Genomic DNA, 16,291 nt, shown 5'->3' with positions numbered 1-16,291 from the left:
TTAAAATTTCGGAGGATACATAAGTATGGCTTTAGATACTGAAAAGATTATTGAAGACTTAAAGAGTGCTTCAATTCTTGAATTAAATGACCTTGTAAAGGCTATTGAAGATGAATTTGGCGTTTCAGCTGCTGCTCCAGTTGCTGTAGCTGGTGCTGCTGGTGAAGCTGAAGCTAAGTCAAGCTATGATGTAGAATTGACTAGTGCAGGCCAAGAAAAGGTTAAGGTTATTAAGGTTGTCCGTGATATTACTGGACTTGGCCTTAAGGACTCAAAAGATCTTGTTGATGGTGCACCTAAGAACGTTAAGGAAGGCGTTTCTGAAGATGAAGCTAACGACATTAAGGCTAAACTTGAAGAAGTTGGCGCTTCTGTAACTTTGAAATAGTTACAGTCCGACTGGACAAGTTAATAAAAAAGGCGTAGGCTCAACGATTTGGGCTTGCGTCTTTTTACTTTTGAGTAATTTGTGTTCCTGATGTGTTCCTAATTTCATTTACTAGTGTATAGATAAAAATAATATATAGTAATATTTTTCAGCTTATCTAGAATATCTAGTGAGGGGCAAATACTGCAATAAATAAGGCCTAGCTAGAAATTTCAAATTCTAGTTTAAACAATTTAGTTTTGGCGCGCTTTTGTTTATTAATAATAAAAAACATTCTTTATTTTTTAATTGTGATAAAATATATATGTATATTTATTGTTAAGGGTATGAAACAAATTATTTTGTTAATACAGGTTGACCAAAGATTAAATATATAAAATATAGTAGTTTATAATTTATTAATAATTAAGAACTAATAACTTATTAAAATACAATAATTTTTTGTTATTCTTACTATAAATGAACTAGTAGACATGTAGGTAACTATTAAGTAAGAGGAGTTAATTGTGAAAAATAATAAACATCATAAAGCGTTATTATCTATTTTAGCCACAGCTAGTCTTGGTAGTAGTTTATTTTTGAGTCCCATTGTTCTTAGGGCTAGTGTGGTAAAAAGTTCCAGCCCAATTACAATTTCGACTACTAAACGGGTAAAAGTGATTAAGCAAACCCATGTATATAACAAAAAGGGGCACAAATTAAAGAAGGTCTTAAAGAAGGGTGCAATAATTAAAGTTACTGTTGTTAAAAAAATAAAAAGCAAAAAATACTATTATGTACCAGCATTAAAGAAATATGTTCCGGTAAAAAATGTTGAAATAAAAAAATATAAATTACCGACTAAGATAACTTCACCAAAGCCAAATAAGCCAGCGGATGAGTCCAAACCAAATACACCAACGGACGAGCCCAAGCCTAACAAGCCAGCGGATGAAACAAAACCAAATACACCAACGGACGAGCCCAAGCCTAACAAGCCAGCGGATGAAACAAAACCAAATACACCAACGGATGAACCAAAGCCAAATAGGCCAGCGGACGAGCCCAAGCCTAACAAGCCAGCGGATGAGCCGAAGCCAAATAAGCCAACAGATGAAACAAAGCCAAATAAGCCAGCGGATGAAAATAAACCAACGAGTAAACCGTCAACAATTGCTGATTTTTCGCTAACAGAATTTCGGCAAGAGTTTTTAAAGGTCTTAAACAAGGAAAGAGCGTTACGTGGTCTTAATCTAGTTAGTGAAGATGCAAACTGTGATCAAGTGGTCCAAAATAGGACCCATCTGTTGCCAACTAGCTTTTCTCATTATGATGAGCAAGGAGGATTTATCTTAAACAATTATTTTAATCAAGCTAAAATCAAACGGCATAGTACAGCGGAATGTATTGCGATGTTTCCTTGGGGGGGTAACGATTGATCACAATACAAATATGCCAATATCATTAAAAAACGGGACTAGTGCGCAAGTAGCTGCTAATATGTTATATGAATATATTTATGATGATGCTGGTTCTGACTGGCATCATAAGAAGATTTTATTAAACCCTAACGATAAGGCAATTGGTATCGGAGCTGTTACTGTAACTGCTGAAGGACAAGTATACTCTGCTATTGGTGTCATTTATTAATGCTAGTAGGACTTAAAGTAAATATATTTAGCTGTTTTAGCTATAGAATATAGTTTGATACATGATTCTGTAATAAACAGAATCATGTATTTTATTTTTAGTAACTTTGATTACTTAACTTAATGGCATGCTTTTTAAATTAGTCAGATTTTATTTGAAATTTTTGAAGAAAGAGTAAATAAAACAGACTAAAAAACATACTTATATCGTAATAATCCAAAAGTTGTTGCTCCAGTTCAGCAAATCAGAGCAAACCAATTACACTTATGACTATTTAGCGTTATCAAATTCTTAAGTAGTTTCGTCAACCACAAATGAGTAGTTTCTATATTGAGGGATATTAGGCAAGTCTACTTGATAAAAATTTGAACTACTCTTCTACAAGAAACGACTATATTAAGCGAGGTTGCCACTAAAAAATAGGAACATCAATTGACGACTCAGGCTTAGTGATGCAGTGCCTGTATGCTACTGGAATTGCTCCATCACCTACCGACTCTAATTGGCATGCTGATTTTCAAAAGTATTATTATGCAAAAAGAGTTTTTCCAAGTACTAAAGCAATTAACGTGCATCAACGAAGTTAATTAACATAAAAGTTAAAATTTTATTGATTTAAACTGATTTTTTTATAGGAGCGATTACTAATTCTCTTTGCAAAAAGCCTAATCAACGATAGAATAATTTCAATAAGATTAAAGTTAGAGATGAGTAAGTGATGACTGAGCAAAAAAATCAAATGTATTATGTGGCTAATCCTACTTCGGACCATGATGAGCACATAGTTGACTATCATGTTGCTGGAATAGACCTAAAATTCACCACGGATGCAGGTGTTTTTTCAAAAATGCGGGTCGACTATGGTTCAGGTGCTTTAATTAAGCAGATGGCCCAAGTTTCTTTTCCCGCTAAAGGAATTTTAGATGTCGGAGCAGGTTATGGTCCGTTGGGCCTTTTTGCTGCGAAATTTTGGCCAGAGCAAACTGTGGAGATGATTGATGTCAATGAGCGCGGTTTGGCGCTAGCAAAGAGAAATGCCGCCATGAATCAAATAAGCAATGTGGCAATTTATCAGTCTAATGTTTATGAGAAAATAGCGAATGACAAAAAATTTGGGCTAATTGTGACTAATCCGCCAATTCGTGCTGGTAAAAGTGTTGTTACCAGTATCTTATCGGGTGCTAAAAATCACCTGGTTAAAAATGGCAAAATTCTTGTTGTCATCCAAAAAAAGCAAGGTGAACCTAGTGCACGCAAGCTTTTAAAGGCTACTTTTGGGAATTGCACCATCTTGGACCGAGATAAAGGTTACTACATTTTGCAGGCGGTGAATAATTAATGTCTTTTTCAAGTGAAGAAAAGAAAAAGTACATGCAATTAGCCTTTGAGCAAGCAAATAAAGCGCAAGAAAAAGGTGAAGTTCCGATTGGTGCAATTTTAGTGGATCCAGCTGGTCAAGTTATTGGTAGCGGGTATAATCGGCGCGAACTTGATCAAGATGCTACGCAACATGCTGAAATGATGGCAATTAGGCAGGGATGCACTAAGCTAAACACTTGGCGATTAATCGATTGTAGCTTGTTTGTCACACTAGAACCATGCCCAATGTGTGCTGGGGCAATTATCAATTCCAGAATAAAAAGCGTCTACTTTGGCGCCTTGGATCCTAAAGCTGGTGCGGCAGGCAGTGTGATTGACTTGTTTAGCATTAGTAAATTTAATCATCATCCTCAGGTTATTCGCGGCTTATACCGTGAAGAAGCTAGTCAAATGTTAAAGGATTTTTTCCGAGCAATTCGCCGGAAACAAAAATTAGCCAAAAAAGCTTTAAAAAATGATCAGGAAATCGGAAAAGATTCCGCAAATTAGTGGAAAAATTTAGTAAAATAAGTTATTATACTTTATGGGCAATGTTCGACCTCCAAAGCGTGTCAGGACCGGAAGGTAGCAGCACTAAGGTTGCTTGGACATGTGCCTTTTATTAGACATTTACAAACTCTTAACTCTTTCGAAGAGTTAAGAGTTTTTTACTAGGGAAGATTATCAATGGTTTATCAAGCTTTATACCGCAAATGGCGACCACGAACTTTTGACAGTGTAGTTGGTCAAGCAGATATTACAAATACTTTAAAAAACGCGATTAAGCGTGATACCATTTCGCATGCTTTTCTTTTTGCTGGACCGCGGGGAACAGGGAAAACTTCGTGTGCAAAAATTTTTGCCAAAGCTTTAAATTGTACTAATCTCCAAGATGGCGAGCCCTGCAATGAATGTGCTAATTGTATTGCTGCTGATAAGGGTGCTATGGCTGATATCATGGAAATTGATGCTGCCTCAAATAATGGGGTTGACGAAATTCGTGAGATTCGTGATAAAGTAAAATATGCGCCTACGCAGGGTAAGTATAAGGTATATATTATTGATGAGGTTCACATGTTATCAATGGGGGCATTTAATGCACTATTGAAGACATTGGAAGAGCCACCTGAGCATGTAGTTTTTATTTTGGCAACAACCGAATTGCAAAAAGTTCCTGCTACCATTATTTCTAGAACGCAGCGTTATAATTTTAAACGGATTACTAATCATGATCTTAAGCAACGGATGAAGTATATTCTTGAGCAAGAAAATATCAAATATGAAGATCGAGCTTTAAAGGTGATTGCTCAAGTTGCTGATGGTGGTATGCGGGATGCATTAAGTATCTTAGATCAATTATTAAGTTATGAACAAGATACAGTAAAATATGCTACTGCCTTAGAAATTACAGGTTTTGCTGCTAGAGAAACGATTGAACAAATTTTATTAGCAATTTTAAATAAGGATGCCGTTAAGGCAATAGAACTTGCCCATAAGCAGTTGCAACAGGGTGCCAGCTCAAAAAATATTTTAGATGAGTTAATTGATTTGGCAACTAACTGTTTGTTAGTGCTCAAAACTGGGACTGATAATCATAGTAATTTTTGTAGTGAAACTTTCATTGAGCAAATTAAAGAATTTACAGTAGATAGCTATTTTGATCTGATAGTTTTTGCCAATAATGCTTTGACTAATTTGAGATATACCAATCAGCAACAAATCCCACTTGAAGTATTCATAGTTGAAAGTACTAGTCAAACTAGCTTAGGTGAAGCGAATAGCACTAATTCTGAAAAAAAATTAAGCGAAGAAATTCATGCTTTAAAAGAGCAAATGGTCGTTTTAAAGCAAAAAGTATCTTCCTTAAGTGAGACTACAACTAGCATTAATAGTAGCCGAGTCTACCATATTAATAGTGAAAATAATAGTGTGACGAAAAAGAGCAAGCCAGTCAAAGAAATTAAAAGCGTAAAAAGAGCGAAAAAGAGTGGGCACACTAGCCAACAGAATCGGCAACGGGTTTATCATGTTTTGGAAAATGCGACCAAACATGATTTGCAGACAATTAAAGATGTTTGGGCTGATTTACAGTCGGTTCTAGGTGTTTCACAAAGAGCCGTTCTTGAGGTCCTAGAGCCAGTAGCAGCGAGTTCAGACCAAGTTGTAATGAAATGCAAGTATACCCTTTGGTTTGAAAAAGCAAGTTCAGATGAAGATTTATTACAAATAATAACTAATCAAATTGCCAAGTCGACGCAACATAATTATGAAATTGTTTTAGTCCCAGATAAGGATTGGTTTACTGTTCGCAGTGAATTTTTACAAAGCCATCGGCAAGAGCTGGCAAATAAAAAAAAGCAGACTGCTAGTCCCAAAAATAGTAGTAAAGAATTAAGTGAACTTAAGGATAAAACTGATATTGAAGTTGTTGCCAAAGCCAAAGACTTATTTGGTGAAGCAGTAAATATAAAAGATTAATAAAGGAGAAAAAGATGAGTAAAAGACCTAGTTTTGGTGGAATTGGTGGCATGAATATGCAACAAATGATGAAACAAGCTAAAAAGTTACAAGAGCAAATGACGCAAGAACAACAAAATCTCACTGAGCAAGAATTTACTGGTAGCTCGGTTGATGATTTAGTTGTGGCCACCTTTAGTGGTGATCGCCACTTAAAGGGGATTAAAATTAACAAAGATGCCATTGATCCAGATGATCCAGATATGTTACAAGACTTAGTGATTGATGCAGTTAATAAGGGATTAACAAAAATTGATGAGGCTACACAAGCTAGTTTAGGTAAGTACACGAAGGGTATGATTTAATTGCAATATCCAACACCAATTGCACATTTAATTGATTCTTATATGAAGTTGCCCGGAATTGGTGAAAAAACAGCAATTCGCTTAGCTTTTTATACACTTGATATGCCTGATGATGATGTTCATGATTTTAGTATTGCACTAAATGAAGTTAAAGCAAAATTGCATCGTTGTTCGATTTGCGGCAATATCACAGAGCACGACCCATGTGTAATTTGTAGCAATTCTGAGCGTGAGCAGTCAACGATTATGGTGGTTGAACAACCTAAAGATGTCATGGCTTTTGAAGAAATGGGCGAATATAGCGGTTTATATCATGTTTTACATGGTGTTTTATCGCCAATAGATGGGATTGGTCCAGAAGAAATCAACATTAAATCGCTTATTGTTCGCTTACAAAAACAAGACCAGGTTAAAGAAGTGATTTTAGCCCTAAACTCAACGCCAGAAGGTGAAGCAACAGCGATGTATATTGGAAAGTTAATTAAGCCGGCTGGAATTAAAGTGACACGTTTGGCTGCAGGTCTTGCTGTAGGTAGTGATATTGAGTATGCAAATTCAATTACTTTAAAGCGGGCAGTACAAGGGAGAACATCAATTTAATGTCACAAAATAAAGTTAAAGAATTAGGCGATCAGCGATTAATAACTACTATTGAAAAATTACAAGCCGAAATTGCGGTAGAAAAAAGTTTAGATGCAACAACGCTTGATATGTCAGAAAATAATATAGTTGCAGGGAAAATTTTACTTGCTAAATATGCTTTTTTGTATGACGAGGCACGGCACCGAAACACAAGATTTAGTGGTTTTACCAATGCGATTTCAGAATAAAAAGTCCTTGATTATAGGACTTTTTTATTTTTGTTTAAATTAAAAGTACGTTAGGGTGTTCATATAGAACAAACTCTTGTAGAATAGACTCATGGAGAGTTTTATGAAAAGTTATTTTATCAGTTTTGAGGGGCCAGATGGGGCCGGAAAAAGTACAGTTTTAGAACATGTGGTCGCTAAAATTGCGCCACTCATTAAAACACAATATCTAGTAACACGTGAACCAGGCGGTTCACAAATTGCAGAAAAAATTCGGCAGATCATTTTAGATCCCGACAATGAAAAAATAAGTGCCAAAACGGAAGCGTTGCTATATGCAGCAGCTCGTAGTCAGCATATGGCAGAAACTATCATTCCAGCTCTTAAAGCAGGAAAAATTGTATTTTCGGATCGTTTTGTGGACAGCTCACTTGCATATCAGGGGGTTGGCCGTAATCTGGGAATTTCTGCTATTAAAGAAATTAATGATTTTGCTACTAGTAAAATTGAACCAAATTTAACAATTTTTTTAGATATCGAACCTAAAGTTGGTTTAGCTAGAATTGTAAAAAATCGTTCAATAAAAGTGGATCGCTTAGATCAAGAAGAATTAGTTTTTCATCAAAAAGTTTACCATGGTTACCTGAAACTTATTCAAGAAAATCCTGTACGGATCAAAATAGTTGATGCGCAAAAGCCACTTAATCAAGTGGTACAGGCTTGTGCTAAAATTATTATAAACAGTTTACCAAAAGAATTGTTAAAGGATTAAATATAATGAAACTAATAATTGCAATTGTTCAAAAAGAAGACGCTAATAAGTTACAACATGCCTTTGTTAAGGAAAGTATTCCAGTTACTAAATTATCAACTACCGGGGGTTTTTTAAGCGAAGGAAATACTACGTTTATGATTGGAGTTGATGAGCAACGTGTTAAAAAAGTTTTGCGCATCATTAAGGATGAATCAAAAGCACGCGAAGAGTATATGAACCCTAATATGATGATGACTGGTTTTGATGTGAGCCGGCAACCAGTTAAAATTACTGTGGGCGGTGCAACGTGTTTTGTGTTGTCAGTAGAAGAATTTAAGAAATTTTAAATGCTAGTTGATATTACTAATCCCGCTCAAAAGCAAGTTGCTTTCTTAAGGCGTACTTATGAACAAGGGAAATTAGGCCATAGTTATCTGTTTATAGATATCAATGAACAAGAAGCAGTAAATACAGCCTATTGGCTTGCTTGCTTATCCAATTGCACTGGGATGGAAAAGCCGGATGGAACTTGCAAGAATTGCCAGCAAATCATTTCAGGTAATCATCCTGATGTTTTACTTATTGAACCTGAAAATAAGCAAAGTTTAAGTATTGATCAAATTCGTTTTTTAAAAGAAGAACTAGCTAAGAGCCCAGTTCAGAGCCCTATAAGGTTCTTTTTTATTAATCAAGCTGAAAAATTATCTCTTCCCGCTGCTAATGCGTTGCTTAATTTATTGGAAGAACCGATTGCACCGGTAGTTACAATTTTAATCGCAAATAATGTGAATCAAATCTTGCCAACAATTAAATCGCGCACGCAAATAATCAATTTTGTACCTAATTCACAAAATACTGATAGGAACGAAAAACTAATAGAACAAGGCTTTAGTCAAAATGAGCTTGAAGAACTTGATGATACAACAAATTTAGCAAAGTTAGGCAAATATTTTTACGAAGAAATGGTGGAACAAAATCCACTAGCTTTAGTTAGCGCCCATCAACTTGCTGATACAGTCAAAAGTAGAGCAAAACAAGATTATTTATGGTTTTTATTAAAAGATTTAGCCCAAAAAGATATTGATAGTGGTAATTTGCAGTCAGGTGGCAAAATGCTAAAAGACCTCCTTAAAATAGATCAAATGCGTTGTAGTAATGTTAATTTTCGTAATCTTCTTGATTATCTTGCTTTGCAATGGAAACGGTAGGTGTATAGATGGTGGATTCTTATTCAAAGTTACAACAACTCCATGAATCAATGGTCAGGATGACTAAGACAATTGAGAGTTTAGAAAACAGTATTTTAGATACACTTAAAGAAAATACTGAGCTAAAAGTAGAAAATCAATTACTTCGTGAAAAGATGGATAAACTAAATGCAGCCAATAATGGTTCAATCAAAAATCAAAGTGGTTTAGAATCGTTACGGCAAATTTATAACTCAGGCTATCACATTTGTAATATGTACTATGGCTCGCATCGCGATCCTAGTTCAGATTGCATGTTTTGTTTAGATATTCTCGACAATTTTGGTGAGAAAAAGAAATCACGGTAAAGGATAGATTAGATGCAACGGCAAAGTAGTTATGATAAAGATGAAGGTAAACTTTATTTAGTACCGACTCCTATTGGAAACTTAGAAGATATCACAATCAGAGCAAAAAATATTTTACAAAATGCAGATTATATTGCAGCAGAAGATACAAGAACTAGTGGAATCTTATTAGAAAAAATTGGTGTTCACAATCACATGTTAGCTTTTCATAAATATAATTCACAAGAACGGGCACCAGAATTAGTTAAGATGATGAAAGAAGGAGCAGTAATTGCTGAGATTAGCGATGCCGGTATGCCAGTCATTTCTGATCCAGGTTATATTTTGGTACAGCATTGCATTGAAAATGATATTGCAGTAATCCCTTTGCCTGGGGCATCAGCTTTTACAACAGCTCTAATTGCATCTGGCTTTGATGCACAGCCATTTACATATTATGGCTTTTTGCCACGGAAATTAGGTGAGCAACAGCCATTTTTTAACCAAATGAATGCTGCACATGCAACTTCAATTTTTTATGAAGCACCGCATCGTTTATCTAAAACACTAGCTAATATGAAGACTGTTATTTCACCTGAGCGTAAAATTGTCGTTGCACGTGAATTAACTAAAATTCATGAAGAATTTATACGTGGTACACTTGAAGAAGTGACCAATTATTTTAAGCAGAATACTCCTCGAGGAGAATTTGTGATTTTGATATCGCCAAATTCTGACCAGCCCCAATCATTAACATGGCCTGAGTTAATTGAATTAGTAGATAGACAAGTTAGTCAAGGTGAAAGCAAAAAATCAGCTATTAAGCAAGTTGCAACCACAAATAATGTATCTAAAAACGAATTATATGAGCGTTACCATCAAGAAAAATTATAGGTAGATCAAATGAAATATAGTGAAAAACATCAAGTAGAATTTTATGAATGTGATGAAAATGAAAATTTAAAATTACCGGCAATGATTGATTTAATGATGAGTGTTTCCGAACATCAGTTAAGTAGTGGAATTGCAAGTACTAATGTCTTAGCTAAAAAGGGACTTGGCTGGGTGGTAACGCAATATCATATCGAAATTAATCGCTTACCCAAACCAAACGAAGAAATTATTGTCTCGACTGAACCGGTAGGCTATAACCGCTTTTTAGAATATCGAAATTATCTTTTCAGTGATCAAAAAGGAAATGAACTAATTAATGTAGAAAGTGAATGGGTTTTGTTTGATTTACAAAAGCGTAAATTAGTTTCGACTGATCAAGAAATGATGGCCGAAATTGGTATTCCTTTTTTGAAAAAATTGCCACGTTTTCCCCGATTAAGAGTTCAAGCAAAGTATGACAAAAAGCGGCAGTATCGGGTGTGCTATGATGATTTAGATACTAATCATCATATGACCAATGGGCACTATTTTAATTGGTTTATTGATATGTTTGATCGGGAATTTTTAAAGCAGCATGTAGCGAAAGTAATTGACATTAAGTTTAATTTAGAAGTCCGTTATGGTGATCTACCATATTCATGTATAACTACTGTTGATCATGAAACAGAGATTAAGTCATATCATGCAATTAGTGATCAAGATCGAAATGACAAATCAGTTTGTGAAATATTATGGCGCAAGTTATAATATAATTTATGCTTTTTTATAAAAAACTAAATTAAATATGGAAAGAAAGTGCTGTGAATGCCAATAAAAAAAATGCTAAAGATCGAATTGCGCGATTTGATTTTGTTGGGCATTATAGTTGCAATGAAAATTATTCTTGAGCGCTTTACTATTGGAACTAGCTTAGCTCATATTGGACTAGGTTTTATCGGTAGTGTCTTATTAGGTTATATGTTTGGTCCAGTTTGGGGTGCTGCTGGAGGTGGAATTGCTGATTTGGTTTCTTCAGCATTATTTGGCAATCAAGGGGGCTTTTTTATTGGCTTTACACTAAGTGCAATGGTAGGTCCATTTATTTATGGTTTATTCTTTTATCAAAAGCCAGTAAAAATATGGCGAATTGTGGTTGCAGTATTATTAGTTTCAATTATTGTAAACGTTGGTATGAATACCTTATGGCTTCATCTTCTCTATAATGTAGACTATAAGGCAGCATTAGTTCAGCGAGCACCAATGGAAATAATAGTTCCCTGGGTTCAAATGATAGTGGTTTACTTTGTTTTAATGGCAATTTCACGCATCAAGATTAATCGATAATTTGAAAAAGGTAAAGTAGTTAAAAATGAAAATTTTAAGTGTGTCAACCGCAACTAATAATTTAAGTGTAGCCTTAAATCAAGATGATACAATTGTAGTTGAAAAAAATGAAATTGATGAGCGCAATCATAGCGAACATCTTGATCCATTGATTAAAGATATTTTAGAGTCTAATCACTTGGAACTTAAAGATATTGATCGTTTCGCAGTAGCGCTTGGACCAGGATCATATACGGGATTACGTATTGGCGTAACTACAGTAAAAATGTTCGCCAGTATTTTACAAAAAGAAGTGGTTGGAGTTTCAACTCTACAGGCATTAGCGGCAAGTTGTAACGCAACCCAAACTCTTATTGTTGCTGGTCTTGATGCGCGCAATGACAATTTCTTTGCTGGTGCGTATGTAAATGCAGATAAGCAGTTGACTAATATAATTGCTGATGGTCATTATCATATTGACATATTACTAACGAAAATTAAAAATTATTTTGTCGATCATAAACTTAAGCAAGTTATTTTTGTGGGTACAGGTTTTGAAAAACAGGCAGAATTAATTAAAAACATTGATGTACCATACAGTTACGGCTCAATGCAACAAAATCAAATTCATGCGGGTCTTATTGGGCGATTAGCAAATTCTGAAAAAACAGTCGAGCCAGATAAATTATTACCTAATTATCTGCGCCGAACGCAAGCAGAAGTAGACTGGCACAAAAAGACGGGGCAAGATTTCGGCCCAGATAGTAAGTATGTGGAAGAAGTTTAGCCAAGCATTCTATTCAGAGCACGGACTTGCTTTTAAGGCGTTTACCTTTAAAATGAACAACCATTGTTTAAAAATAGTGCCAGCTCAACTAAGTGACCTTTCTAAGATACTTTTACTGGAAAGCAGGGTTTATCATGGCTACTTACCATGGAATAGCACAATTTTTCAAGCTGAATTGTGTAAAAATGACTCGCTCTATTTGTTGGTTTACAAGGAAACAGCGTTAATTGCTTTAGCTGGAATAAGGCTACAAGGTAAGGAAGCGCATATTACTAATTTAGCAGTCGATCCAGCATGGCAAAATCATGGTTTGGGCACATATCTAATCCAACTTTTATCTAAATTTGCTAAAAAGCAGCAATGTTACTTGATTAGTTTAGAAGTTAGGGCAGACAATGAAAGGGCACGTCTGCTTTATGAAAGTTTAGGCTTTCGAGTTAGATTTGTACACGCGAATTATTATCAAGATGTTCAGCAAGATGGTCTGGGCATGATTTTGGAATTAAGGCATTAACAAAGGGAAGGATTTAAATTTGGATAGAAAAAAAGAAGTCCGTATTTTAGCTTATGAAAGTTCCTGTGATGAAACTTCAACTGCAGTAGTTAAAAATGGTTGTGAAGTAGAAAGTATGGTGGTGGCTACTCAAATTAAAAGTCATCAACGCTTTGGTGGCGTTGTTCCTGAAGTTGCTAGTCGACACCATATTGAAGTGATTAGTCAAATCACCACAAAGGCCTTAGAAGAGGCAAAGGTTACTTGGAAGAATATTGATGCGATTGCTGTAACTTATGGACCAGGCTTAGTTGGTGCACTTTTAATTGGCGTCAGTGCTGCCAAGGCAGCTTCAATGGCAACTGGTATCCCTTTGATTGGCGTTGATCATATTATGGGTCATATCATGGCTGCGCAATTAACTGCTAAAATTGATTATCCTGCACTTGCTTTACAAGTTTCTGGTGGACATACTGAAATTGTTTTGTTGAAGGACGCAACCCATTTTGAAATTGTTGGTGATACGCGCGATGATGCTGTAGGCGAAGCATATGATAAAATTGGTCGAGTGCTGGGTGTTAATTATCCCGCCGGTAAGACGATTGATGAGTGGGCGCATCGGGGACAAGATACATTTGACTTTCCGCGAGCTATGATGGAAGATGACAATTACGACTTTTCTTTTTCTGGTCTGAAAAGTGCCTTTATCAATACCTGTCACCATGCAGATCAGCTTCATCAGAGCTTGAATAAGTATGATTTAGCGGCTAGTTTTCAAGCAGCAGTAGTTGATGTCTTAGCTAAAAAAACAATACGCGCAATTAAGCAATATCATCCCAAAACTTTCATTATGGGCGGTGGAGTTTCAGCTAATCGAGGTTTACGTGATCGGATGAAGATAGAAATTAAGCAACTTCCTTCAAACTTTGACTTGAAAGTTATTCTTCCAGAATTAAAATTGTGTGGTGATAATGCAGCCATGATTGGTGCAGCTGCCTATAACTTATATAACGAAGGAAAGTTTGCTGATTTAACGCTGAATGCTGATCCTTCACTTGAATTACCTTATGCTGATTAGATTTTGAATTAAAAAAGTTGACCTCTTTATTAAAGAAGTCAACTTTTTTAATATTCACGATAAAAGGCTACTAATGATCCTTGATCGCAGGACATAAAACCACATTTTTGATAAAAGGAACGAGTGTTAGGTTCATCAAGGGTTAATAATAATTTTTGTCTTACATTTTTGTATTTTTTTAAGACTAGTGTTACTAGATGAGAACCGATTCCTTTATGCTGATATTTAGGTTGAATTAATAAATCTTGAATATAAATAATCGAAATACCATCACCGACAACTCGAATTAAGCCAACTAATTGTTGATTATCAAAGGCTGCAATAACATCTAGGGAATTTTCAAGAGCAATTTTTAAAGAGGGCATGTCTACAGTGTATGAAGTCCAACCGACACTTTCATATAAAGATTTTAATGCTGCCAAACTTATATTTTTAGTTACTTGATACTCCATTGACGCTCCTTTCTAATATTAAAGTTATATTAAATTAAATTATATTATTAACATTAAAAATTTTCAAGCTCAATCATAATCTCTTCCCATTTCTCATTCGTTTTAGTTAGTTCAGTTTGAATTGCTGATAAGTCTTCTTGTAAAGGTCCAAGTTTGCTAAAGTCAGTTGCAATTAGCGGATCAGCCATTTCGCTCTGAATTGTTTTCTGTTGTCTTTCTAAATTATCAATTTCAACTTCAATTTCTTCAACCTGTCGCTGTAGTTTACGCTTTTGTGAGTCTTTTACTTTTTGCTCCTGGTAAGATAATTTAGTGGCTTTTTGTGCGTCTTCATTGTCTAGCTTAGGCACAATTTTGGTGGTGTTAAGTTGCTTATTTTTTTTATCTAAATAATAAGTGTAATCTCCTTCATAGACTGTTGCCTGTTGAGGATTAACTTCAACAATCTTATTGGCTAATTGATTAATAAAGTAGCGGTCGTGTGAGACAAATAGTAAGGTACCATCGAACTTTTGTAAAGCTTGCTCAAGCACTTCTTTGGCTTCCAAATCTAAATGATTAGTTGGCTCATCCATCAATAAGAAATTACTATGTTCTAAGGACAAAACGGTTAGCGTTAATCTTGCTTTTTGTCCACCAGAAAGTTGTCCGACCGTTTTATCAATATCTTTTGCTGTAAACAAGAAACTAGCCAAAACAGCACGGATATCACGTTCAGGCATAGTTTGGTGGCGATCCCAAATAGTATCCAGCACAGTTTTACTAGAATCCAGCAATTGTAATTCCTGATCATAATAACCAATATCAAGCGATGCTCCGTATTTAATGGAACCCATCTTAGGTCGCAATTTCTTCATAATAGTTTTTAGTAAAGTAGATTTACCTATGCCATTAGGTCCAATAACAGCAACGCGATCCCCTTTATTAACTTGCAGATTAATATTATTCACCATGACCTTATTAGGGTAACCAATTGATAAATCATGTAAGATTAACACCTCTTTACCAGAGGGACAATCACTTTTGAAATTAATTTTGACCTTGTTTTTATGCTTTGGTGGAGTAATGCGCTCGATTTTTTCGAGTTGCTTACGTCTACTTTGGGCTCTTTTAGTAGTTGTGGCGCGAACAAGATTTTTTTGGATAAATTCTTCATCTTTTTTAATTTTTTCTTGCTGCTTTTCGTAAGCCTCTTCTTGCTGACGATCCCTTAATTGACGCTGTTTTACGTAATCGGAGTAATTACCTTTGAAGGCTGTTAATTGGCCAAATTGTAATTCAAAGATTTGGTTGGCCAAATGGTCTAAGAAGTACTGATCATGTGAAACTACTAAAATTGCTCCATTGTAACCTTTAAGGAATGCTTCTAGCCAATCTAACGTATTTAAATCTAAATAGTTAGTTGGCTCATCAAGTAGAAGTAGGGGGGGCTTATGTAAAAGTAGTTTGACTAAGGCTAAGCGGGTCTTTTCTCCACCAGATAGGTTGCTGATAGTTTTAGACCAAGTTTCTTCTGGGAAATTAAAGCCATGTAAAATACTTTTAATATCAGCTTGATAGCTGTAGCCACCTTTTTGCTCAAAATCAAATTGTAATTGATCATATTTTTTTAAAAGTTGACTATCTTGAGGATGTTCAGCTATTTTTTGTTGCATTACTTGCATTTGTGTATTCATTTCGATTAAAGAAGAGAAAACACCGAGTAATTCGTCCCAAATGGTTTTATTTTCATTTAAAGCTTTTTCTTGAGCGCTGTAGCCCACTTCAATTGCTTTATTAACAATAAACTCACCGTGTGTAGCTTCTTCTTCACCTGTCATAATTTTTAAAAGAGTAGTTTTACCTACCCCATTTGAGCCCACTAAGCCAATTCTTGCATTTGAATTGATTGAAAAATTGACATTTTTAAATAGTGTAGTAGCTCCAAATTGTTTTTCTAAATCGTGTCCTTGTGCAATTATCATATTTTTCACCTAAAAACTATTTTAGC

At 35.2% G+C, this 16,291-nt stretch carries 22 protein-coding genes and 1 other RNA gene; 21 read left to right on the top strand and 2 right to left on the bottom strand.

Features of this window, described 5'->3' with window-relative positions; genetic code table 11:
- Nucleotides 1–25: 25 nt before the first annotated feature.
- The 21 genes from rplL (at nucleotide 26) to tsaD (ending at nucleotide 13,849) form a co-directional block, all read left to right on the top strand.
- Nucleotides 26–388: a 50S ribosomal protein L7/L12 gene (gene rplL / locus F5ESL0230_RS06370; protein ID WP_090093824.1), complete on the top strand. Its 363-nt coding sequence runs from the start codon at nucleotides 26–28 to the stop codon at nucleotides 386–388.
- A 506-nt stretch (nucleotides 389–894) separates the two neighbouring features.
- Nucleotides 895–1,806: an SLAP domain-containing protein gene (locus F5ESL0230_RS06365; protein WP_122022081.1), complete on the top strand. Its 912-nt coding sequence runs from the start codon at nucleotides 895–897 to the stop codon at nucleotides 1,804–1,806.
- Nucleotides 1,807–1,819: 13 nt separating this feature from the next.
- Nucleotides 1,820–2,017, top strand: coding sequence for a hypothetical protein (locus F5ESL0230_RS06360; RefSeq protein WP_122022080.1), 198 nt, complete (start codon nucleotides 1,820–1,822; stop codon nucleotides 2,015–2,017).
- Nucleotides 2,018–2,466: 449 nt separating this feature from the next.
- Complete coding sequence (locus F5ESL0230_RS08450) at nucleotides 2,467–2,604, top strand: hypothetical protein (RefSeq protein ID WP_158592431.1); 138 nt, start codon at nucleotides 2,467–2,469, stop codon at nucleotides 2,602–2,604.
- A 131-nt stretch (nucleotides 2,605–2,735) separates the two neighbouring features.
- The gene (locus F5ESL0230_RS06355; protein WP_122022079.1) at nucleotides 2,736–3,356 is read left to right on the top strand and encodes a class I SAM-dependent methyltransferase; all 621 of its coding nucleotides are present in this window, start codon (nucleotides 2,736–2,738) and stop codon (nucleotides 3,354–3,356) included.
- Nucleotides 3,356–3,886, top strand: a complete 531-nt coding sequence (gene tadA / locus F5ESL0230_RS06350; RefSeq protein ID WP_122022078.1) for a tRNA adenosine(34) deaminase TadA — start codon at nucleotides 3,356–3,358, stop codon at nucleotides 3,884–3,886. The genes F5ESL0230_RS06355 and tadA overlap by 1 nt, the downstream gene beginning before the upstream one ends.
- A 28-nt stretch (nucleotides 3,887–3,914) precedes the next feature.
- An RNA gene (ffs, locus tag F5ESL0230_RS06345) (signal recognition particle sRNA small type) lies at nucleotides 3,915–4,008 on the top strand.
- Nucleotides 4,009–4,063: 55 nt separating this feature from the next.
- A complete protein-coding gene (gene dnaX, locus F5ESL0230_RS06340; RefSeq protein ID WP_122022077.1) occupies nucleotides 4,064–5,854 on the top strand; it encodes a DNA polymerase III subunit gamma/tau in 1,791 nt (596 codons plus the stop codon).
- 14 nt (nucleotides 5,855–5,868) lie between these two features.
- On the top strand, nucleotides 5,869–6,198 hold the full coding sequence (locus F5ESL0230_RS06335; protein ID WP_090093831.1) for a YbaB/EbfC family nucleoid-associated protein: 330 nt from the start codon (nucleotides 5,869–5,871) through the stop codon (nucleotides 6,196–6,198).
- Nucleotides 6,199–6,798 (top strand): recombination mediator RecR, encoded by a 600-nt coding sequence (gene recR, locus F5ESL0230_RS06330; protein WP_118895926.1) that lies wholly within the window; start codon nucleotides 6,199–6,201, stop codon nucleotides 6,796–6,798.
- Nucleotides 6,798–7,028 (top strand): YaaL family protein, encoded by a 231-nt coding sequence (locus F5ESL0230_RS06325; protein WP_090093835.1) that lies wholly within the window; start codon nucleotides 6,798–6,800, stop codon nucleotides 7,026–7,028. Before recR ends, F5ESL0230_RS06325 begins: the two co-directional genes overlap by 1 nt.
- Before the next feature lie 103 nt (nucleotides 7,029–7,131).
- Complete coding sequence (tmk, locus tag F5ESL0230_RS06320) at nucleotides 7,132–7,779, top strand: dTMP kinase (protein WP_122022076.1); 648 nt, start codon at nucleotides 7,132–7,134, stop codon at nucleotides 7,777–7,779.
- A gap of 5 nt (nucleotides 7,780–7,784) precedes the next feature.
- Nucleotides 7,785–8,108: a cyclic-di-AMP receptor gene (locus tag F5ESL0230_RS06315; protein ID WP_118895924.1), complete on the top strand. Its 324-nt coding sequence runs from the start codon at nucleotides 7,785–7,787 to the stop codon at nucleotides 8,106–8,108.
- Nucleotides 8,109–8,969, top strand: a complete 861-nt coding sequence (locus tag F5ESL0230_RS06310; protein ID WP_122022075.1) for a DNA polymerase III subunit delta — start codon at nucleotides 8,109–8,111, stop codon at nucleotides 8,967–8,969. It abuts the gene before it with no gap.
- An 11-nt stretch (nucleotides 8,970–8,980) separates the two neighbouring features.
- Nucleotides 8,981–9,316, top strand: a complete 336-nt coding sequence (gene yabA, locus F5ESL0230_RS06305; protein ID WP_090093887.1) for a DNA replication initiation control protein YabA — start codon at nucleotides 8,981–8,983, stop codon at nucleotides 9,314–9,316.
- Between the two features lie 12 nt (nucleotides 9,317–9,328).
- Nucleotides 9,329–10,189: a 16S rRNA (cytidine(1402)-2'-O)-methyltransferase gene (rsmI, locus tag F5ESL0230_RS06300; protein WP_122022074.1), complete on the top strand. Its 861-nt coding sequence runs from the start codon at nucleotides 9,329–9,331 to the stop codon at nucleotides 10,187–10,189.
- 9 nt (nucleotides 10,190–10,198) lie between these two features.
- Nucleotides 10,199–10,936: an acyl-[acyl-carrier-protein] thioesterase gene (locus F5ESL0230_RS06295; protein ID WP_122022073.1), complete on the top strand. Its 738-nt coding sequence runs from the start codon at nucleotides 10,199–10,201 to the stop codon at nucleotides 10,934–10,936.
- A 57-nt stretch (nucleotides 10,937–10,993) separates the two neighbouring features.
- Nucleotides 10,994–11,512 (top strand): folate family ECF transporter S component, encoded by a 519-nt coding sequence (locus tag F5ESL0230_RS06290; protein WP_122022072.1) that lies wholly within the window; start codon nucleotides 10,994–10,996, stop codon nucleotides 11,510–11,512.
- Between the two features lie 25 nt (nucleotides 11,513–11,537).
- Nucleotides 11,538–12,278: a tRNA (adenosine(37)-N6)-threonylcarbamoyltransferase complex dimerization subunit type 1 TsaB gene (gene tsaB / locus F5ESL0230_RS06285; protein ID WP_122022071.1), complete on the top strand. Its 741-nt coding sequence runs from the start codon at nucleotides 11,538–11,540 to the stop codon at nucleotides 12,276–12,278.
- Nucleotides 12,262–12,792 (top strand): ribosomal protein S18-alanine N-acetyltransferase, encoded by a 531-nt coding sequence (gene rimI / locus F5ESL0230_RS06280; RefSeq protein WP_122022070.1) that lies wholly within the window; start codon nucleotides 12,262–12,264, stop codon nucleotides 12,790–12,792. The genes tsaB and rimI overlap by 17 nt, the downstream gene beginning before the upstream one ends.
- Nucleotides 12,793–12,811: 19 nt before the next feature.
- Nucleotides 12,812–13,849, top strand: coding sequence for a tRNA (adenosine(37)-N6)-threonylcarbamoyltransferase complex transferase subunit TsaD (tsaD, locus tag F5ESL0230_RS06275; RefSeq protein ID WP_122022069.1), 1,038 nt, complete (start codon nucleotides 12,812–12,814; stop codon nucleotides 13,847–13,849).
- Nucleotides 13,850–13,896: 47 nt separating this feature from the next.
- Here tsaD and F5ESL0230_RS06270 read toward each other — a convergent pair whose 3' ends face one another.
- Both F5ESL0230_RS06270 and F5ESL0230_RS06265 read right to left on the bottom strand, forming a co-directional pair.
- On the bottom strand, nucleotides 13,897–14,301 hold the full coding sequence (locus F5ESL0230_RS06270; RefSeq protein WP_090093853.1) for a GNAT family N-acetyltransferase: 405 nt from the start codon (nucleotides 14,299–14,301) through the stop codon (nucleotides 13,897–13,899).
- Nucleotides 14,302–14,354: 53 nt separating this feature from the next.
- On the bottom strand, nucleotides 14,355–16,265 hold the full coding sequence (locus F5ESL0230_RS06265) for an ABC-F family ATP-binding cassette domain-containing protein (protein ID WP_122022068.1): 1,911 nt from the start codon (nucleotides 16,263–16,265) through the stop codon (nucleotides 14,355–14,357).
- Nucleotides 16,266–16,291: the final 26 nt, after the last annotated feature.

Source organism: Lactobacillus sp. ESL0230 (assembly GCF_003692805.1).
GTDB lineage: Bacteria > Bacillota > Bacilli > Lactobacillales > Lactobacillaceae > Lactobacillus > Lactobacillus bombicola.
Note: the sequence above shows the minus strand (reverse complement) of the source record. Positions and strands in the feature narration are given on the sequence as shown.